Origin of the sequence: Nguyenibacter vanlangensis (assembly GCF_013376155.1) — a bacterium.
GTDB lineage: Bacteria > Pseudomonadota > Alphaproteobacteria > Acetobacterales > Acetobacteraceae > Gluconacetobacter > Gluconacetobacter vanlangensis.
Window position 1 is genome coordinate 1 of record NZ_JABXXP010000009.1, and the last position, 18141, is coordinate 18141.

Consider the following 18141-nt stretch of genomic DNA (forward strand, 5'->3'; position numbering starts at 1 on the left):
ACCAGCGTAACCGCTGCCCCCTCGGTCGCCAGCGTCACGGCGATCGCCCGGCCCATGCCGCGGCTGGCGCCGCACACGATCGCGCGGCGCCCCTCCAGTCCCAGATCCATGTCCTGGCTCCCCTCGGAAAATTACAGCCGTGAATAATGGCTGGAAAAGACGCGCGGCCGAATGCCGGCCACGAACCATGTGACCATGGAATAGATGTCATAGACCGGCAGCCCGGTCGCCGCGGCGACGGCGGCGGCGTAGGGCGGCATGTTCGTGCATTCCAGGACGATGGCGCCGACATCCGGATGCTGGGCCACCAGAGCCTGTGCCGCCGCCACCACGTCGCGTTCCGCCAGGGCGACGTCCATCGTCTCGCTTTCGGCCTTGATCAGGACCCGGAAGAATTCCGCGCCGTCTTCGGTGCCGATGACGGGCGTGTCCGTGGGTGCGCCCACGGCGGCGAGATGGGCCTGTGTGAGCGTTGCGGCGCATATCGTCACGATGCCGGCCCGCCGGCCGGGGGGAAGGGTCGCGTTGACCCATGGAATCTGCATGAGCGACGATGTCGCGACCGGGACATTCAGGGCTGCTGCCAGTTGCGGCTGCAGCAGGGCGAGAAAGCCGCAATTCGTCGTGATGGCCGACACGCCCAGGTCGATCAGGCGCTTCGCGGCCCCGATGAAAGGTTCCAGCCACGCGCGGGGGTCGCCGAGGACGATCCGTTCGGGGGTGGCGCCCTCCACGACGCAGAGCTGCACGGGAAAGGGCCAGGTCTCGGCATTGCCCATGTCGCCCGGAATGCGCGGGAAGCGCGCTTCCAGCATCAGGATACCGAGCGGCACCCCATATATGGCGCGTCCGCCCTGTGCGATCATGCTTGCCATCGTCCGCCGCTCCTGGAGCATTTCCGCTGAACACCGGTTCAGCGGAAATGCTCTATGTTGTTGTTTTGTCCGTCAGTATTTCAGCAACCGCTCGACGCCCGCTTTCATGCGTTCCAGCGCGTCGTCGATCATTCTGTCCGATGCCGCAAAGGAAAGCCGTAAATATCCCGGTCCCCCGAAGCAGAATCCCGGCACGGAAGCGACATGGCATTCGTGCAGGAAATACCGGCACAACGCGGTATCGTCGGCAATATCTTTCCGCTTTAATTCCGGCCTGGCAAGGAGCGTGCGCATGTCCGCGAACGCATAGAATGCCCCGTCGGGCAGAAGGCAATGGACATGCGGGATCGCATTCAGGCCGGCGACGATTCTGTCCCGGCGGCGGCGAAAGGCGTCACGCCGTTCCGTTATGATGTCCTGCGGGCCGTCCAGGGCCTCGATCGCGGCGACCTGGCTGATCGAGCACGGGTTGGAGGAACTCTGGCTCTGCACCACCGCCATGGCGGCGATGATGTCCGGCGCGGCGGCGGCATAGCCCACGCGCCAGCCGGTCATCGAATAGGCTTTGGACACGCCATTGACGATGACCACGCGAGGCCTGATGTCCGGACAGATGGCGGCCATCGTGGCGAACGGTGCCGAATCGTAAAGCACGTGTTCGTAGATTTCGTCGGAGATGACGCCGACGCCGGGGGCGGTGCGCAGCACCTCGGCCAGCGCGGCGAGGTGCGCCGCGCCATAGACGGCGCCCGTGGGGTTGGATGGGGAATTGAGCAGCAGCCAGCGCGTCCGGGAGGTCAGGGCGGCGGTGAGTTGCTTCGGCGACAGACGGAAACCGGCTTCCGCCGAACAGGGCACCATGGTCGCCGTACCGCCGGCCAGCCGGATCATGTCCAGATAGGTCGTCCAGCACGGGGACGGAACGATCACCTCATCCCCCGGATCCAGGGTCGCCATCAGGATGTTGAAGAGCACCTGTTTCGCGCCGGCACCGATGCTGATTTCATTTGCGGCATAATCCAGGCCGTTTTCGCGCTTGAGCTTGCGCCGGATCGCGGCCTTGAGTTCGGCGGTGCCGTCAAGGGCCGTGTAACGGGTCTGGTTGGTCAATATGGCATTGATGCCAGCCAGCTTGACATTGTCGGGGGTAGGAAAGTCGGGCTCGCCCGCGCTGAGGGATATGACGTCCTGATGCGTTTCGGCCAGCTTCCGGGCTTCTGCGCCGATGCGGATGATTTCTGAAACGCCGATGCCGCTCAGCTTGGCGGATCTGGAAAATTCGGCCCAGAGATCCATGTTTGCATGCTTCCGTTCATTTTTTCCGGTTGTAAACTCGTAGCAGATCGGATGACGTTGAACCCTGTCGTTTGACTTACTTTTGGTATGGTCATCATTCCATCGGAACGGACGAAGGCTGCCCGATTCCGGCCGCCAGCGGCGGCGGCGCACGATAGGTTTATCGTTTCGGCAACTATGACCGGGGACCTCGCCATGATCGGGAGCGGTCCGGGCTATTTTGGTTCCGGTGGACTGGCTATGGTCAATCCAGCGCCGTAACCGCACGCATCGAATGCAAAACAACCGAGGAACCTGATCCGTATGGCGATACCGTCCGTGACGTCCCCCGAGATCTTCCAGCATGTCCGCATTATCATGGGCATGGTCCTGGGATTGAGCATGACCCGCCTGCTCAACGGGCTGGTACGGATCATCCAGCATCCTGGGCAGACACGGATCTACCCGGTGCATATCGGCTGGGTGCTGACCCTGCTCCTGACGCTGATGCATTTCTGGTGGTGGGAGTTCTGGCTGGTCGAACTGCCGACCTGGACGTTCCAAGTCTACCTGTTCCTGATCCTCTATGCGATCATTCTATTCTTCCTGAGCGCCTTCCTGTTTCCGGATTCGATCAGCGATTACACCGGGTATGAGGATTTCTTCATCTCCCGGCGTAAATGGTTCTTTGGTTTCTTTGGATTGACGATCATATTCGACCTGATCGACACGCTGATCAAGGGGCATGCGCATCTCGCGATGTTCGGTGGCGAATACTGGTTTCGGGTTCCACTCTATATGGTGCTCTGCGGCATCGCTATATATTCCGCAAATCGTCAATTCCATAAGGCGTTCGTCACGTTTGCCCTGCTTTATGAAATGACCTACATCCTGCGCTTCTTCGATACATTGAACTGAAGCGCTGGTTCCGTTCAGTTCATCTGGCGTTTGACGGCGCGTGCCATCACATTGAAGGTTGTGGAGCCCATACAGCCGACGCAACAGGAGGGGCATGTGCTTGTCCGAGAGGGGGAAAACCGGACCTTCGTCATGGACCGCCGGTTGGGCTGCTCGCTTGCCGCCGTCGCGGGGGCGGTCAACGCAGCGGGTTTTCTCGCCGTCGGCTATTATTCCGCAAACATGACCGGCAATGTGTCGACCCTGGCGATGAGCCTGCATGTCGGCGATCTCATGGTCGTGGCATCCTGCCTTGGGCTGATCGCGGCCTTCGTGGCGGGGGCCGTGCTCTCGACCTTTCTGGTCAATGCCGGCCGACGCCGCCGACACCAGGCGATTTATGCCTATAGTATCCTGCTGGAATCCGTCCTGCTCGGGCTGTTGGCCTTCCTGGATACCGCATTGCATGCGGGTCCACGCGGGCCGGTGCTGGCCTATGGGCTGAGTTTTTTGATGGGCCTGCAGAACGCGACGGTCACCCGCATCTCCGGCGCGCGCGTGCGGACCACGCACATGACGGGCATGTTGACCGATTTCGGTATCGAAATCGCCGATTGGCTGGAATCCTTTCGCCATCCCGTCGACCATGGGCGCCTCGCACAGACACGCCAGCGACTGTTGCTGCATGGTGGAATCGTTCTGTCCTTCGCTGGCGGCGGTCTTGCCGGGGCACTCGTCTATGGGTGGTGGACAGCGCGTTGCTTCCTCGTCCTGGCGGCGTTGCTCGCCTGGCTGGCCTTGCCAGGAATATTGGCAGATCACCGGACACGCGGCGGCGGTGCAGTCCCGGCAAAACCTGACCGGATCAAGTAGCCATCAGTGGCTGCCGGCGTCACCCCTGCGCGATCCGGCGCGGAAGCTCACGACTGTTTCCATTCTTCCTGGAGATGGCGCAGCAGCCATCCGGCCGCGGGTCCAAGTGGAACGGTGCTCAGATGCGCTGCATACACGACGAGAGCGGGTCTTGCGTGCACGATTTCGTCACGTACCGGAAGGGCCACGAGTCGTCCGCCGGCAATGTGGCCAGCCACGAGATGCGCGGGCATCTTGCACCACCCGAACCCGGCAAGCAGGAAATCAAGCCGCCGCCCCTGGTCGACAAAGCGCCACTGCCTGTTGCTGACGATACCGTATTCCCGCCCGTCTTCCGCGTTCGGGTCGGAGAGGACGAGCTGCACATGCGGCGCGAGATCGTGGCGATCCAGCGGACGGCCGGCCCCCGCGAGCGGATGATGCGGCGCGGCCACGGGGACGAGGTCCAGCGTGGACAGGGGGTATGCAGTCAGGTCCGGCGGCACGACCGGCAACAACAGGCAGATCGCAACGGCTGCGTCGCGTGCCCGCAAGCGCCGCGCTGCGCCGCCGATAAGCTCGGCCTGAAAACGCACCGGCAGATCCGGAAACTGAACCTGCAGCGCCTGCAGGCTTTTCACCAGGGGTTCGCTCGGCACCAGAGGATCGATCACCAGCGTCAATTCCGGCTCGATGCCCGCGTGCATGCCGGCGGCCACCGCCGCGAACCGCGCGGCGCCCGCGAGCACGAGGCGGGCCTGATCGACCAGGACGCGCCCCTGTTCCGTCAGAATCGGCCGATGCCTGCTGCGATCGAACAGAACGACCCCCTGTGCGCCTTCCAGGGCCAGGATCGACTGGCTGATGGCCGATTGGACGCGGCCAAGCCTGCGCCCGGCCGCCGAAAAACTGCCGGTCTCCGCAATGGCTACCAGCACGCGCAACTGGTCGAGGGTCAGACTGCCGATCATCTCCATCTCCAAAAGAGATGGAGATGATCATATTTTGATCGCTTCCACAGGCCAAGCGTGTGCCGGTAGCCTGCCGCCATGCAACCGACATTCTTCATCAATCATGGCGGTGGTCCCTGCTTCTTCCTCGATCCGGGGCCGATGCGGGACAGTTGGTCCGCGCTGGAACATTATCTTCGCGGCTTCATGAGCCGACTGCGCGAGAAGCCCTCGGCTATCGTCGTGGTCTCCGGCCACTGGGCCGAGCGGGTGCCGAGCGTCAATGCCGGCGCCGCCCCGCCGCTGCTCTACGACTATTCCGGGTTTCCCCCGCATACCTACGACCTGACATGGCCGGCGCCGGGCGCGCCATCTCTCGCCGGGCGGATACGTGCGGGCCTGGCAGAGATGGGGATTGCCAGCGGCACGGAGACACGGCGCGGGTTCGATCACGGCGTGTTCGTCCCATTCAAGGTCATGATGCCGGAGGCGGAACTGCCCGTCGTACAGGTATCGATGCAGCGGGACTTCGATCCGGCGTTTCATCTCGCGCTCGGCCGTGCCCTGGCCAAGCTGCGCCGCGAGGGCGTGCTGATCGTCGGCAGCGGCCAGAGCTACCACAACATGAGTCGCTTTTTCGGGCGCGGCCCCGATCGGGGTGCCGAGGCGTTCGATGCGTGGCTGCGCGACGTCGTGACCGATCCAAACGGCCGCGACGCCGCCTTGACCCATTGGGCGTCGGCGCCGGGTGCGCGCGATGCGCACCCGCATGAGGACCACCTTCTGCCGCTCATGGTCGTCGCGGGTGCTGCGACCGGCGAGCCGGGCGTCGTCGATTTCCACGGCCATGCCCTGGGCAAACCGATCTCCGGATTCCGCTTTGGCTGAAACCGGAAGACCTCACGGACCACGATAAAGGAATTGCCATGCCTCGTCTCCTCGTCGTCGAAGCCAGCCCGCGCGGCAAGTCTGCGATCTCACGCAACCTGACGGCTGCGTTCGTCGAAAAATGGCGCGCCAAACACCCCGACGGTACGGTGGTTGCGCGCGACCTGACGACCACGGACCTGCCGTTCGTCAATGCGTCCTGGCTCGCCGCCTACTTCACGCCGTCCGAGCGGCATTCGCCGGAGATGCGCGAAACACTGCGCCTGTCCGACGCACTTGTCGCCGAACTGTTGGCGGCGGATCACATCGTGATCGGGACACCGGTCTACAATTACAATATCCCGGCCAATCTCAAGGCCTGGGTGGACCATATCGTGCGCAAGGGCCACACGCTGGGCTTCGGGGGCGAAGGGCTGGTGACGGGCAAGAGGGCAACCGTCCTTGTGGCGTCGGGCGGCGTCTATACGGAAGGCTCGCCGATCCGCGACCGTGACGTCGCAACCCACTATCTCAAGCTGATCCTGAATGTGATCGGGATCGACGATGTCTCCGTCATTGCGGCCGGCGGGGCCAAGGCCGTCGATCTCGGCGAGATCTCCCGGGACGATTTCCTGGCGCCCTTGCGCACGCAGATCGACATTCGGCTGGATCGGTAAGATTGCCGCGGCTCGGGAGAAGATGATCGGCGGACAGGGTCAAGATCCATGCCCGCCATTCGCGTAATCTCGCCCGACAGTCTTGCTTCCGCTCCTATCCGGATAGGAAACACCGGGCTTGGAGACTCGTGCTCACCCAAACTGTCAGTCCACGACGGAGGTCGATTGCTGCCAGGCCGGGAAGGGGTCGGGAAGACCGGCATAGTGCGACGGATCGAAACGGGTGCCTGTCTTCGCCGCGACAAGGCAGGCATCCAGTGCCATGCGGATCGCGGTCTCATCCATGCCGGTGCCGATGAACACGATTTCCTGCCGCCGGTCGCCATAGACCGGATCCCAACGATCCAGGATCATCTCCCGCCAGGCTGCGTCATCGGGCCACCGATCCTTCGGCACGCTGGCCCACCAGAAGCCCATTGCCTGATTGCGCACGAGCGCGCCGGCCTGGCTCAGTTCCCCGACCCAGTCAGGACGGGTGGCCAGCCAGAAATATCCCTTCGCGCGCACGACCCCAGGCCATGACATGTCGAGAAAATGGTGGAATTTCGCCGGGTCGAAGGGACGGTGCGCACGATAGACGAAGCTGCTGATGCCATATGCGTCGCTTTCGGGAACATGATCCGCGAAACCATGAAGTTCCTTGTACCATAGCGGGTGCTCGTGCGCCTTCTCGTAGTCGAAACGGCGTGTGTCCAGCACCCGCCCCAGGTCGAGCCGGCTCTGGCTGGTCTCGATCAGATCGGCATCCGGGTTCAGGGCCCGGACGATCTTGCGGGCCGCGTCGGCCTGCTCCGCCGTGGCCGTATCGATCTTGTTCAGGACCACCACATCGGCGAATTCGATCTGCTGCACCAGCAGATCGACCATCGCACGATCATCGTCCGCACCCAGCGATTCGCCCCGGTCGCGCAGGAAGTCGGTCGAGGCATAGTCGCGCAGCAGGTTCACCGCGTCCACGACCGTGACCATCGTGTCCAGCCGCGCAACGTCGTTCAGGCTCTCGCCGGCCTCGTCACGAAATTCGAACGTCGCGGCGACGGGCAGAGGTTCGGAAATGCCGGTGGATTCGATCAGCAGGTAGTCGAACCGCCCTTCTCCGGCCAGTTTCCGGACTTCCTGCAACAGATCGTCGCGCAGCGTGCAGCAGATGCAGCCATTGGTCATTTCCACCAAGGTCTCATCCGTGCGGGACAGGTTGCCGCCGCCTTCGCGCACCAGGTCGGCATCGATGTTCACCTCGCTCATATCGTTGACGATGACGGCGACCTTCCGTCCCTCGCGGTTGTTCAGAATGTGGTTGAGAAGGGTCGTCTTCCCGGCGCCGAGAAAGCCGGAGAGCACGGTAACGGGCAGTCTGCTGTCCATCAGGGAGTCCTTGGCTGTGTCCGCATGGCATCGCAGCCTTCGCGGAGCGGCTTTACCTCTTCCTAAATGAAATATTATAACATAACAATGCCGACGTGCGGCGTGCCTGCGCTGCTCCCTCTTCTCCTTGCTTCCGGCCCGATGATGATCGACTCTCCTTGTCCGACCCGTTCTCGCATGCTTCTGCCCGAGATCGATCCTTTGCGGGCGATCCTCGTGCCGGATCGTGTGATCGCCGTCAGGCCACGCGCGTTGTCGGCGGCGCACAGCGCCGCGGCGCGAATCATGCTTGCGCATGGACCACGCCTGATACTGGCACGCGGGACGCCCGACCGGCTCGGTCGCCTGCTGGCCCCTCGTATGCCGGCGGATGCACGGATTTTGCTCGATGACGCGTTGGCGCTGGCGGCGGATTATCGGACCCTCGCCGGGCTGACGGAGGTCCGGCTGCGGCTGGAACGCATTACCACCGATTCCTGCCGCAGATTCCATGTCGATCGCGTGGGATTGCGCCTGCTGTGCACCTATGTGGGGCCGGGGACGCAATGGGTGCCCTCACATCCGGCCGATCGCATGCCGCACGCGGAGATCGACCCGGCGTCCATGCGCCAGATTGGCACCGGCGACATCGCCGTTCTCAAGGGCAGTGCCTGGCCGGGCGGCGATGGACAGGGCGTGCTGCACCGCTCTCCACCTTTGTCTCATGGGCCGGAAGCCGAACGTGTCCGGCTGCTGCTGACGATCGACGCACCGGATGCCTGCGGCATGATGGATGACGCCAATCCCACGATCGTGACGTGAGCGGAGCCGCCACCATGTTCGTCATCGAAAGCTGGCCAGGTTCCTCCCTGGTGCCGGCTCCGCGTGTCAGGGCATCGGCCGACCCGAGCATCCTGATGGACGCTATCCATCCGGACCTGGACATCGTCGTATGGGGCCGGATGGTGCCAGACGACTGGTTGGATGCGAGCGTCGCCTTCACGGGCCGGCCGGCGCCAATTCGGATCGACGGCACGTTGGATGACGTCCTGCGCACGCTGAAGCACCCGGCGACCCGGTGCGGGTGGCCGTCCTTCCTTGTGAAGGACGCGGAACAGAACGCATCGATGGCGGCGGCTCTGGGCGGCTCCGTGCGGCAGCGTTTCTCATTGCGCGTGGTTCAGCCGGGCGAGGTCCTGCAGCCCGTGCCGGCTTCGAAATTGCAGATCGTCTGCTGCTATGGTGCCGGCGCCGTCGAGTGGATCTCCGGCCAGTCTCCGACAGGGCCGCTCGTCAGCAGCCTGTCACCCTTCTCGATCGCGCTCATGAAACCCGCGCCTCCCGCCATGGCCATCCATTGCCGGACCTGGGTCCCTGATACGACGCCTGCAGCATGCATCGAGATGGTCATCCAGATCCCTGCTATGTTTGAAGCCGCTCGCTCATGAGGGCCGACGCATCGCAGAACCCCGGGGGCGGGCCCGGGAGGGGATGCGGCCTGACCGATGGGGCTCGGGCGGTCTTTTCGCGGACCTATCCATGCCGGGCTTCAGAGCATGCTATGTGGGATTTGCGATCGCGTCACGCCCGTTCCCGGTCATGATCCCGAGGCCGGCCATCTGCCATCATGGATGCATTCATGTCACGTCTCCGTTCCCATACCGAGCGTCATGCCGTCGAGAAGCTGGGATGGCTGCGTGCCGCCGTGCTCGGCGCCAATGACGGGACGCTGTCGACCGGCAGTCTTATCGTCGGCGTCGCCAGTTCCCATGCGTCGGGCGGCAGCATTCTCATCGCCGGCTTGTCCGCGCTGGTGGCGGGCGCCCTGTCGATGGCTGCGGGCGAATATGTCTCGGTCAGTTCCCAGGCGGATTCGGAACGGGCCGACATCGCGCGTGAAAAGCAGGAGCTTGCCTCGGACTGGGACAGCGAAATCGATGAACTCGCGGGGATCTATTGCAAGCGGGGGCTGGACGACGCGCTGGCCCGTACGGTGGCGACCGAACTCATGAAGCACGACGCGCTGGGCGCGCATGCCCGCGACGAACTCGGGCTGTTCGATGCCACGGCGGCGCGCCCGCTCCAGGCGGCGTTCGCCTCGGCGGCGGCGTTTTCGTCCGGTGCGGTGATGCCCGTCCTGGCCGCCGTGCTTACGCCGGAACCGTACGTGTCATGGGGCGTGTCCCTGGTCTCGATCGTCGTGCTGGCCGTTCTCGGGGCTGTCGGTGCGGTGGCCGGAGGCGCGTCTCCGGTGCGGCCCACGCTTCGGGTGACGTTCTGGGGCATTATCGCCATGCTGGTCACGGGCGGCATCGGCCGGCTGTTCGGTGTGTAGCGCATCGCTGCCCAGGGCCAGGCGAAGCGGTGGCCGGGCCGGATCGACAGGAGCCAGCATGGCCTGAGCGACATGGCATTCACGTTTGTCGGCCCGCGCCCGCGCTATGCCCTCGTCGCGGCGGCGGAATTCATGGCGCGCCGACGTCGCAAACGCCGCGAGACCCGCGGCGCATGCCTTGCCTCCGGTTTCGCCGGCCGGCCTCGACGCCCTGATCGATCAAATTCGGACGTGGTCCGGGTGTAATCAGGAAATCTAAAGGATGAAGCCTCCGTCGATCGTCACGCTTGCGCCGGTCATGAAGGACGAAGCGGGGCCGGCGAGGTAGGACGCAAGTGCCGCCACGTCGTCCGGACGTCCCATCCGGCCGAGCGGCATTCGGGCGACCAGATGGTCCGCCATGCCGTCGGTCATGTCGGTTTCGATCGGGCCGGGCTGGATGTTGTTGATCGTGATCCCGCGCCGGGCGAGGTCGAGTGCCGCCCCCTGCACGAACGCCGCCACCGCCGCCTTCGTCATGGCATAGATACTGTTGCCCGGCGCGATCGGCCGGATCGCGGCAATGCTGCCGATGGTCACGACGCGCCCACCGTCATGCATCCGGGCGACGCCGGCCTGAACGGCGAGCACGACGCCGCGCACATTGACGTTGAGGCAAAGATCGAGATCGTCCAGACTCATCCGCTCCAACGGCGCCAGCTTCAGCACGCCGGCATTGACCACGGCGACGTCCAGGCGGCCGTAATGCGAGACGACCTGTTCGACCGCCGCGTGCAGTGCAGCAGGATCGGCGCTGTCGGCCCGGACGGCCAGCGCGCGGCCCCCATCCGCCTGGATCGCGGCCGCCACCTCTTGCGCCTGCTCGGGCCGGGATACATAGGTCAGGCCGACGGCAAATCCGTCCCGCGCCAGCCGCCGGGCAAGCCCCGCGCCAATGCCGCGCGATCCGCCGAACACCATGGCCACCCGGCTCCGGTCGGGCGTGGCCGCGAATGTTTCCTTGATCTCATGGAGGGTCTCTGCGGGGTTCTCTGGGGTGTTCTCCGGGGTCATCGTCCGGTCCTTTTTATTGAACAATCATTCCATAATGGGCAAAATTTTTAGCGCAGGCCACGCAGCGCCGCGCGTGCGACGGCGGCAAGGGTCGCCCGGTCGGCACCGCCCCGGGCCGACACCCGGATGCCCGCGACCGTGGCGATCAGGAAGGCCGCCGCGTCGCCAGTATCAATATCGGAAGACAGGTCGCCCTCGCACTGGGCCTGACGCATTCGGGCCATGAGGGCGTCGCGCAGAACCCTGCCGAAGCATTCATGGATCTTCGCGAGATCGGTGCGAGAGGTTCCGAATTCGCAGATGCTGCTGACGCCCAGGCACGTCTCCCGCGCTGTTTCGACCACGCGTTCCAGAAAATGCCGGATGCCGTCAACGGCGCGCGGGCCGCGCCGCAGCGCTGCCAGATGTGCCTCGGTCTCTGCCGCCGCGTAACGGCGGACCGCCTCCTGATAGAGTTGCCACTTGTCGCCGAAGCTGTTGTACAGGCTTTGCCGACCGATCCGCATTGCCGAGACGAGCGCGGCTGCCGAACTTCCCTCGAAGCCATGCTGTCGGAAGACGGCGACGGCCGCGTCCAGAACCTGATCCCGATCGAATTGCTGTGGCCGTGCCATGTCTCGTGCATAGCAGGATATGGAATGATCGGTCAATAATGGCGACGCCGTGCCCGTCAGTTCCCCGCCTCCGCATGGCGGATCAAATTCGTGCGCAGCTTGACGATGGCCTTCTGAAGTGCGCGGAACTCGTCCGGTTCCAGGCCCGATGCCTGGACCAGCGTCCTCTGCGCGCCCTTCTCGCGCAGGGCGCGACCGGACTCGGTCAGGCTGACGATCACTTGCCTCTCATCCCGCGGGTCGCGTCCTCGGCGGAGATAGCCGAGGGTCTCCAGCTTTTTCAGGATCGGCGTCAGCGTATTGGATTCGAGGAAGAGCTTCTCTCCCAGCCCGCTCACGGTCTGGTGATCTTCTTCCCACAAGGCGACGATGGCGATCCACTGGGTGTAGGTGACGCCCAGTTCCTCCAGGATCGGTCTGTAGGCGCGACCATAGGCGAGGTTCGTCGAATAGACGGCGAAGCACATGAAATCCGCGAGTTTCGGGTAGTCCGGCTTGGGCGGGCGCGCATCCATCCTGCATCTCTCCTATGGCAATTCCCGTCTCAATATAAATCGCATCCGATTAAATCGGAAGGCTTGACGGCGGAACGCCGCCGGTTCTATAAACTCGTGTCCGATAATATCGGATACGATAGGATAGCATGCCATGAACGTCCGGATGACCATCGCGCTTTATGCAGGCCCGTCTGCCCCCAGCAGGCTTTCGTCACACGGGTTGGCGCGAACCGTTCTCTCCTGAACCGCAGGACCGTCCATTTCATCGTGCCGGCGATTCCTGCGCATTCGTCCTCCAATCATCAGCAATCGGATTCATCATCATGACCTACAGTCTTTTCCGTGACCCGAGCCGTCGCCGCTTCCTGGGCTTCGCGGGCTCGTCCGCCGCTGCGTTCGAATTCGGCGGCCTTACGCGCGCAGGCCGCGCAACGCCGGCATCGAGCAACCGGCCGGCCGTTCCGCCCCGCCTGCCGGCGCCGCAGCAGGTCGATGCGGGCCCTCTGTCCATAGGATATGTCGAGATGGGGCCGTCGGACGGCTCTGCCGTCATTCTTCTGCATGGATGGCCGTATGACATCCACAGTTTCGCCGATGTCGCGCCTGTGCTCGCGGCGGCGGGGTACCGTGTGGTCATGCCCTATCTGCGCGGCTATGGCACGACCGTCTTTCGCGCGGCGGCCACGCCGCGCAATGCGCAGCAGGCCGCGCTGGCGGCCGATACCATTGCGCTGATGGATGCCCTGGGCATTCGCCGGGCGATCGTCGCCGGTTTCGACTGGGGCGCGCGGACGGCGGATATCGTTGCCGCCCTGTGGCCGGAACGGTGCAGGGGGCTGGTGTCGGTCAGCGGCTATCTGATCGGCAGCCAGCAGGCCAATGCCGCGCCGTTGCCGCCGAAAGCGGAACTGGCCTGGTGGTACCAGTTCTATTTCGCGACCGAGCGCGGCCGCCTGGGCTATGCGCGCAACACCAGGGAGTTCAACAGGCTCATCTGGCAGCTCGCCTCGCCGCAATGGCATTTCGACGACGCGACCTACGACCGTTCAGCGCGCGCCTTCGACAACCCCGACCATGTGGCCATCGTGATCCACAATTATCGCTGGCGTCTGGGTCTGGCCGACGGAGAACGTCAATATGACGCACTGGAAAAGCGCCTTGCGACGCAGCCGTCCATCACGGTGCCCACCATCACGCTGGAAGGGGACGCCAACGGCGCGCCGCACCCGGCGCCCGAAACATATCGGACCCGCTTTGCGGGACGCTATGAACATCGCCTGGTCCGTGGCGGGATCGGTCACAATCTGCCGCAGGAAGCGCCGGCCGCCTTTACGGACGCGGTGCGGACGATCGGGTCGTGACGGACAGGATTCGTCTCCAATTCCAGCACTCCCCGCCACCAGCCGGCCGCGCGCTTCGGATCGGCCTCGTCGATTATGGATCGGGAGCGCCGGACAATGAAAGGGCCAGGTCTCCAAGTGCGGAGAGGCCGTCCGGCCAAAGCCCGACGCCCGATATGTTGCCAATATGTCCGAGCTTACCGGCATCCAGCATCGTCGATCCCCACCGGCGTGCCATGGTGCGCGCGCGATGTATGGCCAGCCATTCGTCGTTGCGGCTGGCGACCAGTACTGAAGGGAAGGGCAGGCGGGCGGTTGGAAGTGGGGCGAAATCGGCGACCCGTCCGGCATCCGCTCCGCAATGCCGCTCCACGTCGGCCGGGGCCACCAGAAACGCGCCCGAGACAGGCCCGTTCGAGCGCTCGCTGGCCCAGCGCGCGACGAGGACGGCGCCGAGGCTGTGCGCGATCAGGATCGTCGGTTGGCGGCATTTTGCCAGGGTCGCGCGCAGCCCGCTACGCCAGGCGCGATAGGTCGGTTTTTCCCAATCGATCTGCACGACCCGATGGACGGCAATGCTGCGCCGACTCAGAAAACTCTCCCAGCGGGATTGCCAGTGATCCGGTCCGGAGCCGTCGAGTCCGGGAACGATCACGATGTCAAAGGGCGACAATGCGCCGATCAGTGCGGACGCGACGGTCGGGTCGGTCAAAAAAGCGGTCGTCTCGCGGCAGGGCAGCGGACGGCGCTGGATGCTGCCGCCATCGTTGGAACGGCCGGGTGTCGGCATCGGGCATATCTCCCTTTTGGGTTGATTTTCCCTGACCGGGGCATCGTCCGGGTAACGAGCCACTGCTTCCCACAGATGGTTCATGGTGCGGATCAGTCTTATGCCGGTGTCAGGCCGCCTTCCGGATGGGGCGGCACCCGCAATGCCGGTCGGCCCCCAAGGCATGGAGTACAGACACGACATCGGAAAAATCGCGGGACTGGAAAAGAGAATATGAAAGCGTCATGCGTATGGTCTTGGCTGGGTCCAGAAAATAGACGACATGATCATCATCGAGAGCGGGGGCATCATGGCCGGCATCGATGGCGATGCCCCGCCAGAGAGTCCGAACGGCGCCGGTCGGGTCTACAAGTCGCGGCACTGGCGACGGAGCCGATTGGCGCGGACGGGGCGGCGCGCGGCGTTCATGGGGCGGGGAATCCAGGCCCAGCACTTTGATCGCCCGCGCACATGTCTTGGCCCAATCCATCCCGGCGCCAAGACTCTGCGTCGTGTAATCGTCCAAGTGGGTCAGGACGACGCCCCAGCCTGAACCGAGCCATGCATGGAAGCGGATCGGCCCGGATGTCGTGTCGCAGGCGAAATCCGGGGCTGTCCAGCCGGGGAGCAGTGCCATTCGTCGGCCTCCTGAATCTGGATCGTTTCGGGTCGTTGGAGCGGATGGGAATGAGGGCGTGGCCTAATCGGACGCGATGAGCTTCTCGATCCGTTCGAGCGTATTTTTCAGGGACGTGACTTTGTGTCTGCGCCGTGAATCGGCATCCAGCGCGGCCTCGTCGCGCGAAAGGAAGCAGTCCCGTCCGATCCGAAGCGCTTGTGTTTCGCCCTCGGGCGTGAACCATCCGTCGTCGCGCGGTTCGCCGTTGATACGGAAGATGGAGCCCTGCGTCGCGAACTTGGACACCCACACCTGACGAACGGAGTGGAAATCCCGTCCCAGATCTGAAGATATCCAGGTTGCAAATCGCTTTTCCGGATCGGCCCGGTGGTCGGTTCGAGCGGATGGCCTCTGGATCGATGGGGGAGTGGACATGTTGGCTTTCATTTATTTCGACTCCAGATTCTGGACATATTTCAGAGAACCATGCGCAGGATATGCACGCAGAGCGGAGGCGGCTTCATGCCAGCCGCCGTGCCAGCCGGTTGCCGATCCATTGGAGGATTGTGACCATGACGATCAGTACGGCGACGACCGACAGCATCACCGTCGTGTTGAAACGCTGATAGCCATAGCGGATCGCCAGGTCTCCCAGGCCTCCGGCGCCGATGACGCCCGCCATGGCCGAGGCGCCGACCAGGGTGATCAGGGTTACGGTGAAGCCTGAAATGAGGCCCGGCAGCGCCTCCGGCAGCAGCACGTAGCGCACCGTCATCCAGCGCGTGCCGCCCATGGCGCGCACGGCGTCCACCAGTCCCTGGTCGACCTCGCGCAGCGAGACCTCCGCGATCCTGGCGAAATAGGGCACGGCGGCGATGGCCAGCGGTACGATTGCAGCGCCGGTCCCCAGGGCGGTGCCCGCGATCAGCCGGGTCAGCGGGATCAGCAGTACCAGCAGGATCATGAACGGCACGGCACGGACCGCGTCGATGGCAAGGGCGAGGGCGCGGGACAGTGCCGGCAGGGGGTACAGGCCGCCCGGCGCCGTGACGATCAGCAGGACGGCCAGCGGCAGACCGCCGAGCACCGAAATCAGGCCGGACGCCAGCACCATCTCCAGCGTCTCGCCCGTCGCGCGCAGAATCAGATCAGCAATCAGCCGGAACATAGCCGAGTACCTCCATGGATTGGCTGGCCTGGCGGATGAAATCCAGGGCGTCGCCATCGTGCCGCGACAGGCGCAGCACGAATTCCGCATCCGGCCGGCGGGCGATGTCGCCCGCGGTCGCCTGCAGGATGGTCACGTCCAGTCCGAAGCGGCGGCTCAGCACCGACAGGACGGGAGAGGGCGCCGCGTTCGGATCGAAGGTCGCGCGTACGACCGGATGAGCGTCGTCGAAGGACACGTCCCGCAACTGCGCCACGACATGATCGGGAACACGCGGCCGGCCTTCGGAGAGGAAAGCGCGCGTGACGGCGTGGCGGCTCGCCCCGCCCAGCAATGCCGCGACCGGGCCGTCCTCGACGATTCGGCCGTGGTCGAGCACCACGACGCGGTGCGCGATGCGGCGGATGACGTCCATCTCGTGCGTGATCAGCAGGATGGTCAGGCCCAGTCGCCGGTTGATATCGACCAGCAGGTCCAGGATCGCGGCCGTGGTTTCCGGATCGAGCGCCGAAGTCGCCTCGTCGCACAGCAGCAGCGCCGGATTTCCCGCCAGGGCGCGGGCGATGCCGACCCGCTGTTTCTGTCCGCCCGACATCTGGCTGGGGCGCTTTCGTTCGTGCCCGGACAGCCCGACCAGGTCGATCAGGTCGGCGACCCGGGCCGCGCGCGCGGATTTCGGCATGCCCGCGATCTCCAGAGGCAGGGCGATATTGCCGGCGGCACTCCGGGATTGCAGCAGGTTGAAATGCTGAAACACCAGCCCGATCCGCCGGCGAATTTCGACCAGCCGGCGTTCCGGCAGGGCGGTGATGTCCTGGCCTTCGATGACGATCCGTCCGCTGTCCGGCCGTTCCAGCCCGCTCAGGCAGCGCAGCAATGTCGTCTTGCCCGCTCCGGACCGGCCGATGATACCGACGATCTCGCCGGGATGGACGTCGAACCGGACGTCCTGGAGCGCGACATGGTCGCCGAACCGGCGGCAGACCTGTTCGACCCGCAGCAGAGTCATCCCCATGCCGGCACGATCGCCCCGTGATAGATGTCCAGGATCGCCTTGCGCACGTCCGGCCGGTGAAAGGCGTTCGTCAGGGATGCGACCCACGGGGCATGCGCATCCTGCGCGTTCACGGCGATGAAGTTGACGTAAGGATTGCCGGCCAGAGTTTCCTGACCGATCCGCTGTCTGTCGACCTGGATCCCCGATTTGAACGCCCAATCGGTGTTGACGATCGCCGCGTCCAGGTCGGGAAGCGTGCGGCCGACGATCCCGGCATCCAGTTCCTTGACGGACAGGTTGCGTGGATTGTCGGCGATATCCAGCGCGGTCGGCAGCAGGCCCGCGGACGGATTCAGCGTGATCAGGCCGAGGGCTTCCAGAAGATGCAGGGCGCGGCCCTCGTTGCTCGGGTCGTTGGGCACCCCGATCGTCGCGCCGGCGGGCAGGTCGCGGACCGATTTCCAGCGGCTGGAATACAGACCGATCGGCGAGAAATAGGTATCGCCCACCGCTACGATATTATAGCCGTGCGCCGCGATCTGGGCGGACAGGAACGGGCGGTGCTGAAAGGCATTGGCGTCCAGTTCGTGTTCCGCCAGGGCCTCGTCGGGGGCATTGTAGTCCGAGAACGGGACGATCTTCAGGGCCAGCCCGCATTGCGCGGCATGGGCGGCCACGGCACGCCAGACATCCTCGTCCTCGCCAGCCATGATGCCGATTCGCAGCGTCGTGAGGGTGGTCGCGCCGGCGATGCGCGGGAGCGGGGCCGCGGCCAGCAGGCCGAGGACGGAGCGGCGGGTGAAGGACGACGGCATGGGCTTTGTGGAATCCTTTTGCAGGCCAATGGTCCTTGTCGGTCGCCGGGCGCGGCCGGCAGCGAATGCAAGCCACTCTGCGATATATGATCGTGGTATGCAATAAATAACCACGAATATCGTATGATAAATTCCCTTGTCGGCGAGGTTGCGCCAGAAATCGGGCGATGCCCGGCTTGACCGATGGGGCGCACGAT

Annotated in this window: 21 protein-coding genes; 8 read left to right on the top strand and 13 right to left on the bottom strand. The window is 64.5% G+C overall.

The features are described from left to right. Positions 1 to 131 precede the first annotated feature (131 nt). On the bottom strand, positions 132 to 875 hold the full coding sequence (locus tag HUK84_RS01845; RefSeq protein WP_176638699.1) for an aspartate/glutamate racemase family protein: 744 nt from the start codon (positions 873 to 875) through the stop codon (positions 132 to 134). 72 nt (positions 876 to 947) lie between these two features. Further along, complete coding sequence (locus HUK84_RS01850) at positions 948 to 2516, bottom strand: pyridoxal phosphate-dependent aminotransferase (RefSeq protein WP_246285297.1); 1569 nt, start codon at positions 2514 to 2516, stop codon at positions 948 to 950. Between HUK84_RS01850 and HUK84_RS01855 the strand changes: the two genes are divergently transcribed. Beyond that, positions 2475 to 3068, top strand: a complete 594-nt coding sequence (locus HUK84_RS01855; protein WP_246285299.1) for a hypothetical protein — start codon at positions 2475 to 2477, stop codon at positions 3066 to 3068. The two genes, HUK84_RS01850 and HUK84_RS01855, sit on opposite strands and share 42 nt — an antisense overlap. Positions 3069 to 3164: 96 nt before the next feature. Further along, the gene (locus HUK84_RS01860) at positions 3165 to 3920 is read left to right on the top strand and encodes a YoaK family protein (RefSeq protein ID WP_176638700.1); all 756 of its coding nucleotides are present in this window, start codon (positions 3165 to 3167) and stop codon (positions 3918 to 3920) included. 47 nt (positions 3921 to 3967) lie between these two features. Here HUK84_RS01860 and HUK84_RS01865 read toward each other — a convergent pair whose 3' ends face one another. Continuing rightward, the gene (locus tag HUK84_RS01865) at positions 3968 to 4870 is read right to left on the bottom strand and encodes a LysR family transcriptional regulator (RefSeq protein WP_176638701.1); all 903 of its coding nucleotides are present in this window, start codon (positions 4868 to 4870) and stop codon (positions 3968 to 3970) included. A gap of 78 nt (positions 4871 to 4948) precedes the next feature. Between HUK84_RS01865 and HUK84_RS01870 the strand changes: the two genes are divergently transcribed. Together HUK84_RS01870 and HUK84_RS01875 are read left to right on the top strand one after the other, a co-directional pair. Beyond that, positions 4949 to 5737 (top strand): DODA-type extradiol aromatic ring-opening family dioxygenase, encoded by a 789-nt coding sequence (locus tag HUK84_RS01870; protein WP_176638702.1) that lies wholly within the window; start codon positions 4949 to 4951, stop codon positions 5735 to 5737. A gap of 38 nt (positions 5738 to 5775) precedes the next feature. Continuing rightward, a complete protein-coding gene (locus HUK84_RS01875) occupies positions 5776 to 6393 on the top strand; it encodes an FMN-dependent NADH-azoreductase (protein ID WP_176638703.1) in 618 nt (205 codons plus the stop codon). Positions 6394 to 6537: 144 nt separating this feature from the next. On the opposite strand, the gene zigA is transcribed toward HUK84_RS01875, so the two are convergent. After that, positions 6538 to 7758 (bottom strand): zinc metallochaperone GTPase ZigA, encoded by a 1221-nt coding sequence (gene zigA / locus HUK84_RS01880; protein ID WP_176638704.1) that lies wholly within the window; start codon positions 7756 to 7758, stop codon positions 6538 to 6540. Positions 7759 to 7935: 177 nt separating this feature from the next. Between zigA and HUK84_RS01885 the strand changes: the two genes are divergently transcribed. The 3 genes from HUK84_RS01885 (at position 7936) to HUK84_RS01895 (ending at position 10072) form a co-directional block, all read left to right on the top strand. Beyond that, positions 7936 to 8559: a DUF1826 domain-containing protein gene (locus tag HUK84_RS01885; protein ID WP_176638705.1), complete on the top strand. Its 624-nt coding sequence runs from the start codon at positions 7936 to 7938 to the stop codon at positions 8557 to 8559. 14 nt (positions 8560 to 8573) lie between these two features. Beyond that, positions 8574 to 9185: a hypothetical protein gene (locus HUK84_RS01890; protein ID WP_176638706.1), complete on the top strand. Its 612-nt coding sequence runs from the start codon at positions 8574 to 8576 to the stop codon at positions 9183 to 9185. A 191-nt stretch (positions 9186 to 9376) separates the two neighbouring features. After that, entirely contained in the window at positions 9377 to 10072 is a 696-nt protein-coding gene (locus HUK84_RS01895; protein WP_176638707.1) for a VIT1/CCC1 transporter family protein, read from the top strand. A 255-nt stretch (positions 10073 to 10327) separates the two neighbouring features. On the opposite strand, the gene HUK84_RS01900 is transcribed toward HUK84_RS01895, so the two are convergent. From HUK84_RS01900 to HUK84_RS01910, 3 genes are read right to left on the bottom strand one after another with little or no spacing between them, the layout of a single operon-like run. Next, positions 10328 to 11125 carry an SDR family NAD(P)-dependent oxidoreductase gene (locus HUK84_RS01900; RefSeq protein WP_218064148.1) on the bottom strand — a complete coding sequence of 266 codons (798 nt, stop codon included), beginning with the start codon at positions 11123 to 11125 and terminating at the stop codon, positions 10328 to 10330. 47 nt (positions 11126 to 11172) lie between these two features. Then, positions 11173 to 11739: a TetR/AcrR family transcriptional regulator gene (locus HUK84_RS01905; protein WP_176638708.1), complete on the bottom strand. Its 567-nt coding sequence runs from the start codon at positions 11737 to 11739 to the stop codon at positions 11173 to 11175. 56 nt (positions 11740 to 11795) lie between these two features. Beyond that, on the bottom strand, positions 11796 to 12254 hold the full coding sequence (locus HUK84_RS01910; protein ID WP_176638709.1) for a MarR family winged helix-turn-helix transcriptional regulator: 459 nt from the start codon (positions 12252 to 12254) through the stop codon (positions 11796 to 11798). Between the two features lie 305 nt (positions 12255 to 12559). Between HUK84_RS01910 and HUK84_RS01915 the strand changes: the two genes are divergently transcribed. Further along, a complete protein-coding gene (locus HUK84_RS01915) occupies positions 12560 to 13597 on the top strand; it encodes an alpha/beta fold hydrolase (RefSeq protein WP_176638710.1) in 1038 nt (345 codons plus the stop codon). A 73-nt stretch (positions 13598 to 13670) separates the two neighbouring features. On the opposite strand, the gene HUK84_RS01920 is transcribed toward HUK84_RS01915, so the two are convergent. From HUK84_RS01920 to HUK84_RS01940, 6 genes are all read right to left on the bottom strand, one after another. Then, positions 13671 to 14450 carry an RBBP9/YdeN family alpha/beta hydrolase gene (locus HUK84_RS01920; protein WP_246285301.1) on the bottom strand — a complete coding sequence of 260 codons (780 nt, stop codon included), beginning with the start codon at positions 14448 to 14450 and terminating at the stop codon, positions 13671 to 13673. 25 nt (positions 14451 to 14475) lie between these two features. Then, the gene (locus HUK84_RS22790; protein WP_218064149.1) at positions 14476 to 14982 is read right to left on the bottom strand and encodes a thioredoxin domain-containing protein; all 507 of its coding nucleotides are present in this window, start codon (positions 14980 to 14982) and stop codon (positions 14476 to 14478) included. Between the two features lie 63 nt (positions 14983 to 15045). Then, a complete protein-coding gene (locus HUK84_RS01925; RefSeq protein WP_176638712.1) occupies positions 15046 to 15411 on the bottom strand; it encodes a hypothetical protein in 366 nt (121 codons plus the stop codon). A gap of 73 nt (positions 15412 to 15484) precedes the next feature. Beyond that, positions 15485 to 16132 carry a methionine ABC transporter permease gene (locus HUK84_RS01930; RefSeq protein WP_176638713.1) on the bottom strand — a complete coding sequence of 216 codons (648 nt, stop codon included), beginning with the start codon at positions 16130 to 16132 and terminating at the stop codon, positions 15485 to 15487. After that, the gene (locus HUK84_RS01935) at positions 16113 to 17141 is read right to left on the bottom strand and encodes a methionine ABC transporter ATP-binding protein (RefSeq protein WP_176638727.1); all 1029 of its coding nucleotides are present in this window, start codon (positions 17139 to 17141) and stop codon (positions 16113 to 16115) included. The genes HUK84_RS01930 and HUK84_RS01935 overlap by 20 nt, the downstream gene beginning before the upstream one ends. Beyond that, positions 17138 to 17944 (bottom strand): MetQ/NlpA family ABC transporter substrate-binding protein, encoded by an 807-nt coding sequence (locus HUK84_RS01940; protein WP_176638714.1) that lies wholly within the window; start codon positions 17942 to 17944, stop codon positions 17138 to 17140. Before HUK84_RS01940 ends, HUK84_RS01935 begins: the two co-directional genes overlap by 4 nt. Positions 17945 to 18141 lie beyond the last annotated feature (197 nt).

Bases quoted from the DNA above. Each gene is read 5' to 3' on its own strand.
- HUK84_RS01845 (WP_176638699.1), bottom strand. From the start codon at position 875: ATGGCAAGCATGATCGCACAGGGCGGACGCGCCATATATGGGGTGCCG.
- HUK84_RS01855 (WP_246285299.1), top strand. From the start codon at position 2,475: ATGGCGATACCGTCCGTGACGTCCCCCGAGATCTTCCAGCATGTCCGC.
- HUK84_RS01850 (WP_246285297.1), bottom strand. From the start codon at position 2,516: ATGCTGGAAGATCTCGGGGGACGTCACGGACGGTATCGCCATACGGAT.
- HUK84_RS01865 (WP_176638701.1), bottom strand. From the start codon at position 4,870: ATGATCGGCAGTCTGACCCTCGACCAGTTGCGCGTGCTGGTAGCCATT.
- HUK84_RS01870 (WP_176638702.1), top strand. From the start codon at position 4,949: ATGCAACCGACATTCTTCATCAATCATGGCGGTGGTCCCTGCTTCTTC.
- HUK84_RS01875 (WP_176638703.1), top strand. From the start codon at position 5,776: ATGCCTCGTCTCCTCGTCGTCGAAGCCAGCCCGCGCGGCAAGTCTGCG.
- zigA (WP_176638704.1), bottom strand. From the start codon at position 7,758: ATGGACAGCAGACTGCCCGTTACCGTGCTCTCCGGCTTTCTCGGCGCC.
- HUK84_RS01885 (WP_176638705.1), top strand. From the start codon at position 7,936: ATGCTTCTGCCCGAGATCGATCCTTTGCGGGCGATCCTCGTGCCGGAT.
- HUK84_RS01890 (WP_176638706.1), top strand. From the start codon at position 8,574: ATGTTCGTCATCGAAAGCTGGCCAGGTTCCTCCCTGGTGCCGGCTCCG.
- HUK84_RS01895 (WP_176638707.1), top strand. From the start codon at position 9,377: ATGTCACGTCTCCGTTCCCATACCGAGCGTCATGCCGTCGAGAAGCTG.
- HUK84_RS01900 (WP_218064148.1), bottom strand. From the start codon at position 11,125: ATGACCCCGGAGAACACCCCAGAGAACCCCGCAGAGACCCTCCATGAG.
- HUK84_RS01905 (WP_176638708.1), bottom strand. From the start codon at position 11,739: ATGGCACGGCCACAGCAATTCGATCGGGATCAGGTTCTGGACGCGGCC.
- HUK84_RS01910 (WP_176638709.1), bottom strand. From the start codon at position 12,254: ATGGATGCGCGCCCGCCCAAGCCGGACTACCCGAAACTCGCGGATTTC.
- HUK84_RS01915 (WP_176638710.1), top strand. From the start codon at position 12,560: ATGACCTACAGTCTTTTCCGTGACCCGAGCCGTCGCCGCTTCCTGGGC.
- HUK84_RS01920 (WP_246285301.1), bottom strand. From the start codon at position 14,450: ATGAACCATCTGTGGGAAGCAGTGGCTCGTTACCCGGACGATGCCCCG.
- HUK84_RS22790 (WP_218064149.1), bottom strand. From the start codon at position 14,982: ATGGCACTGCTCCCCGGCTGGACAGCCCCGGATTTCGCCTGCGACACG.
- HUK84_RS01925 (WP_176638712.1), bottom strand. From the start codon at position 15,411: ATGAAAGCCAACATGTCCACTCCCCCATCGATCCAGAGGCCATCCGCT.
- HUK84_RS01930 (WP_176638713.1), bottom strand. From the start codon at position 16,132: ATGTTCCGGCTGATTGCTGATCTGATTCTGCGCGCGACGGGCGAGACG.
- HUK84_RS01935 (WP_176638727.1), bottom strand. From the start codon at position 17,141: ATGACTCTGCTGCGGGTCGAACAGGTCTGCCGCCGGTTCGGCGACCAT.
- HUK84_RS01940 (WP_176638714.1), bottom strand. From the start codon at position 17,944: ATGCCGTCGTCCTTCACCCGCCGCTCCGTCCTCGGCCTGCTGGCCGCG.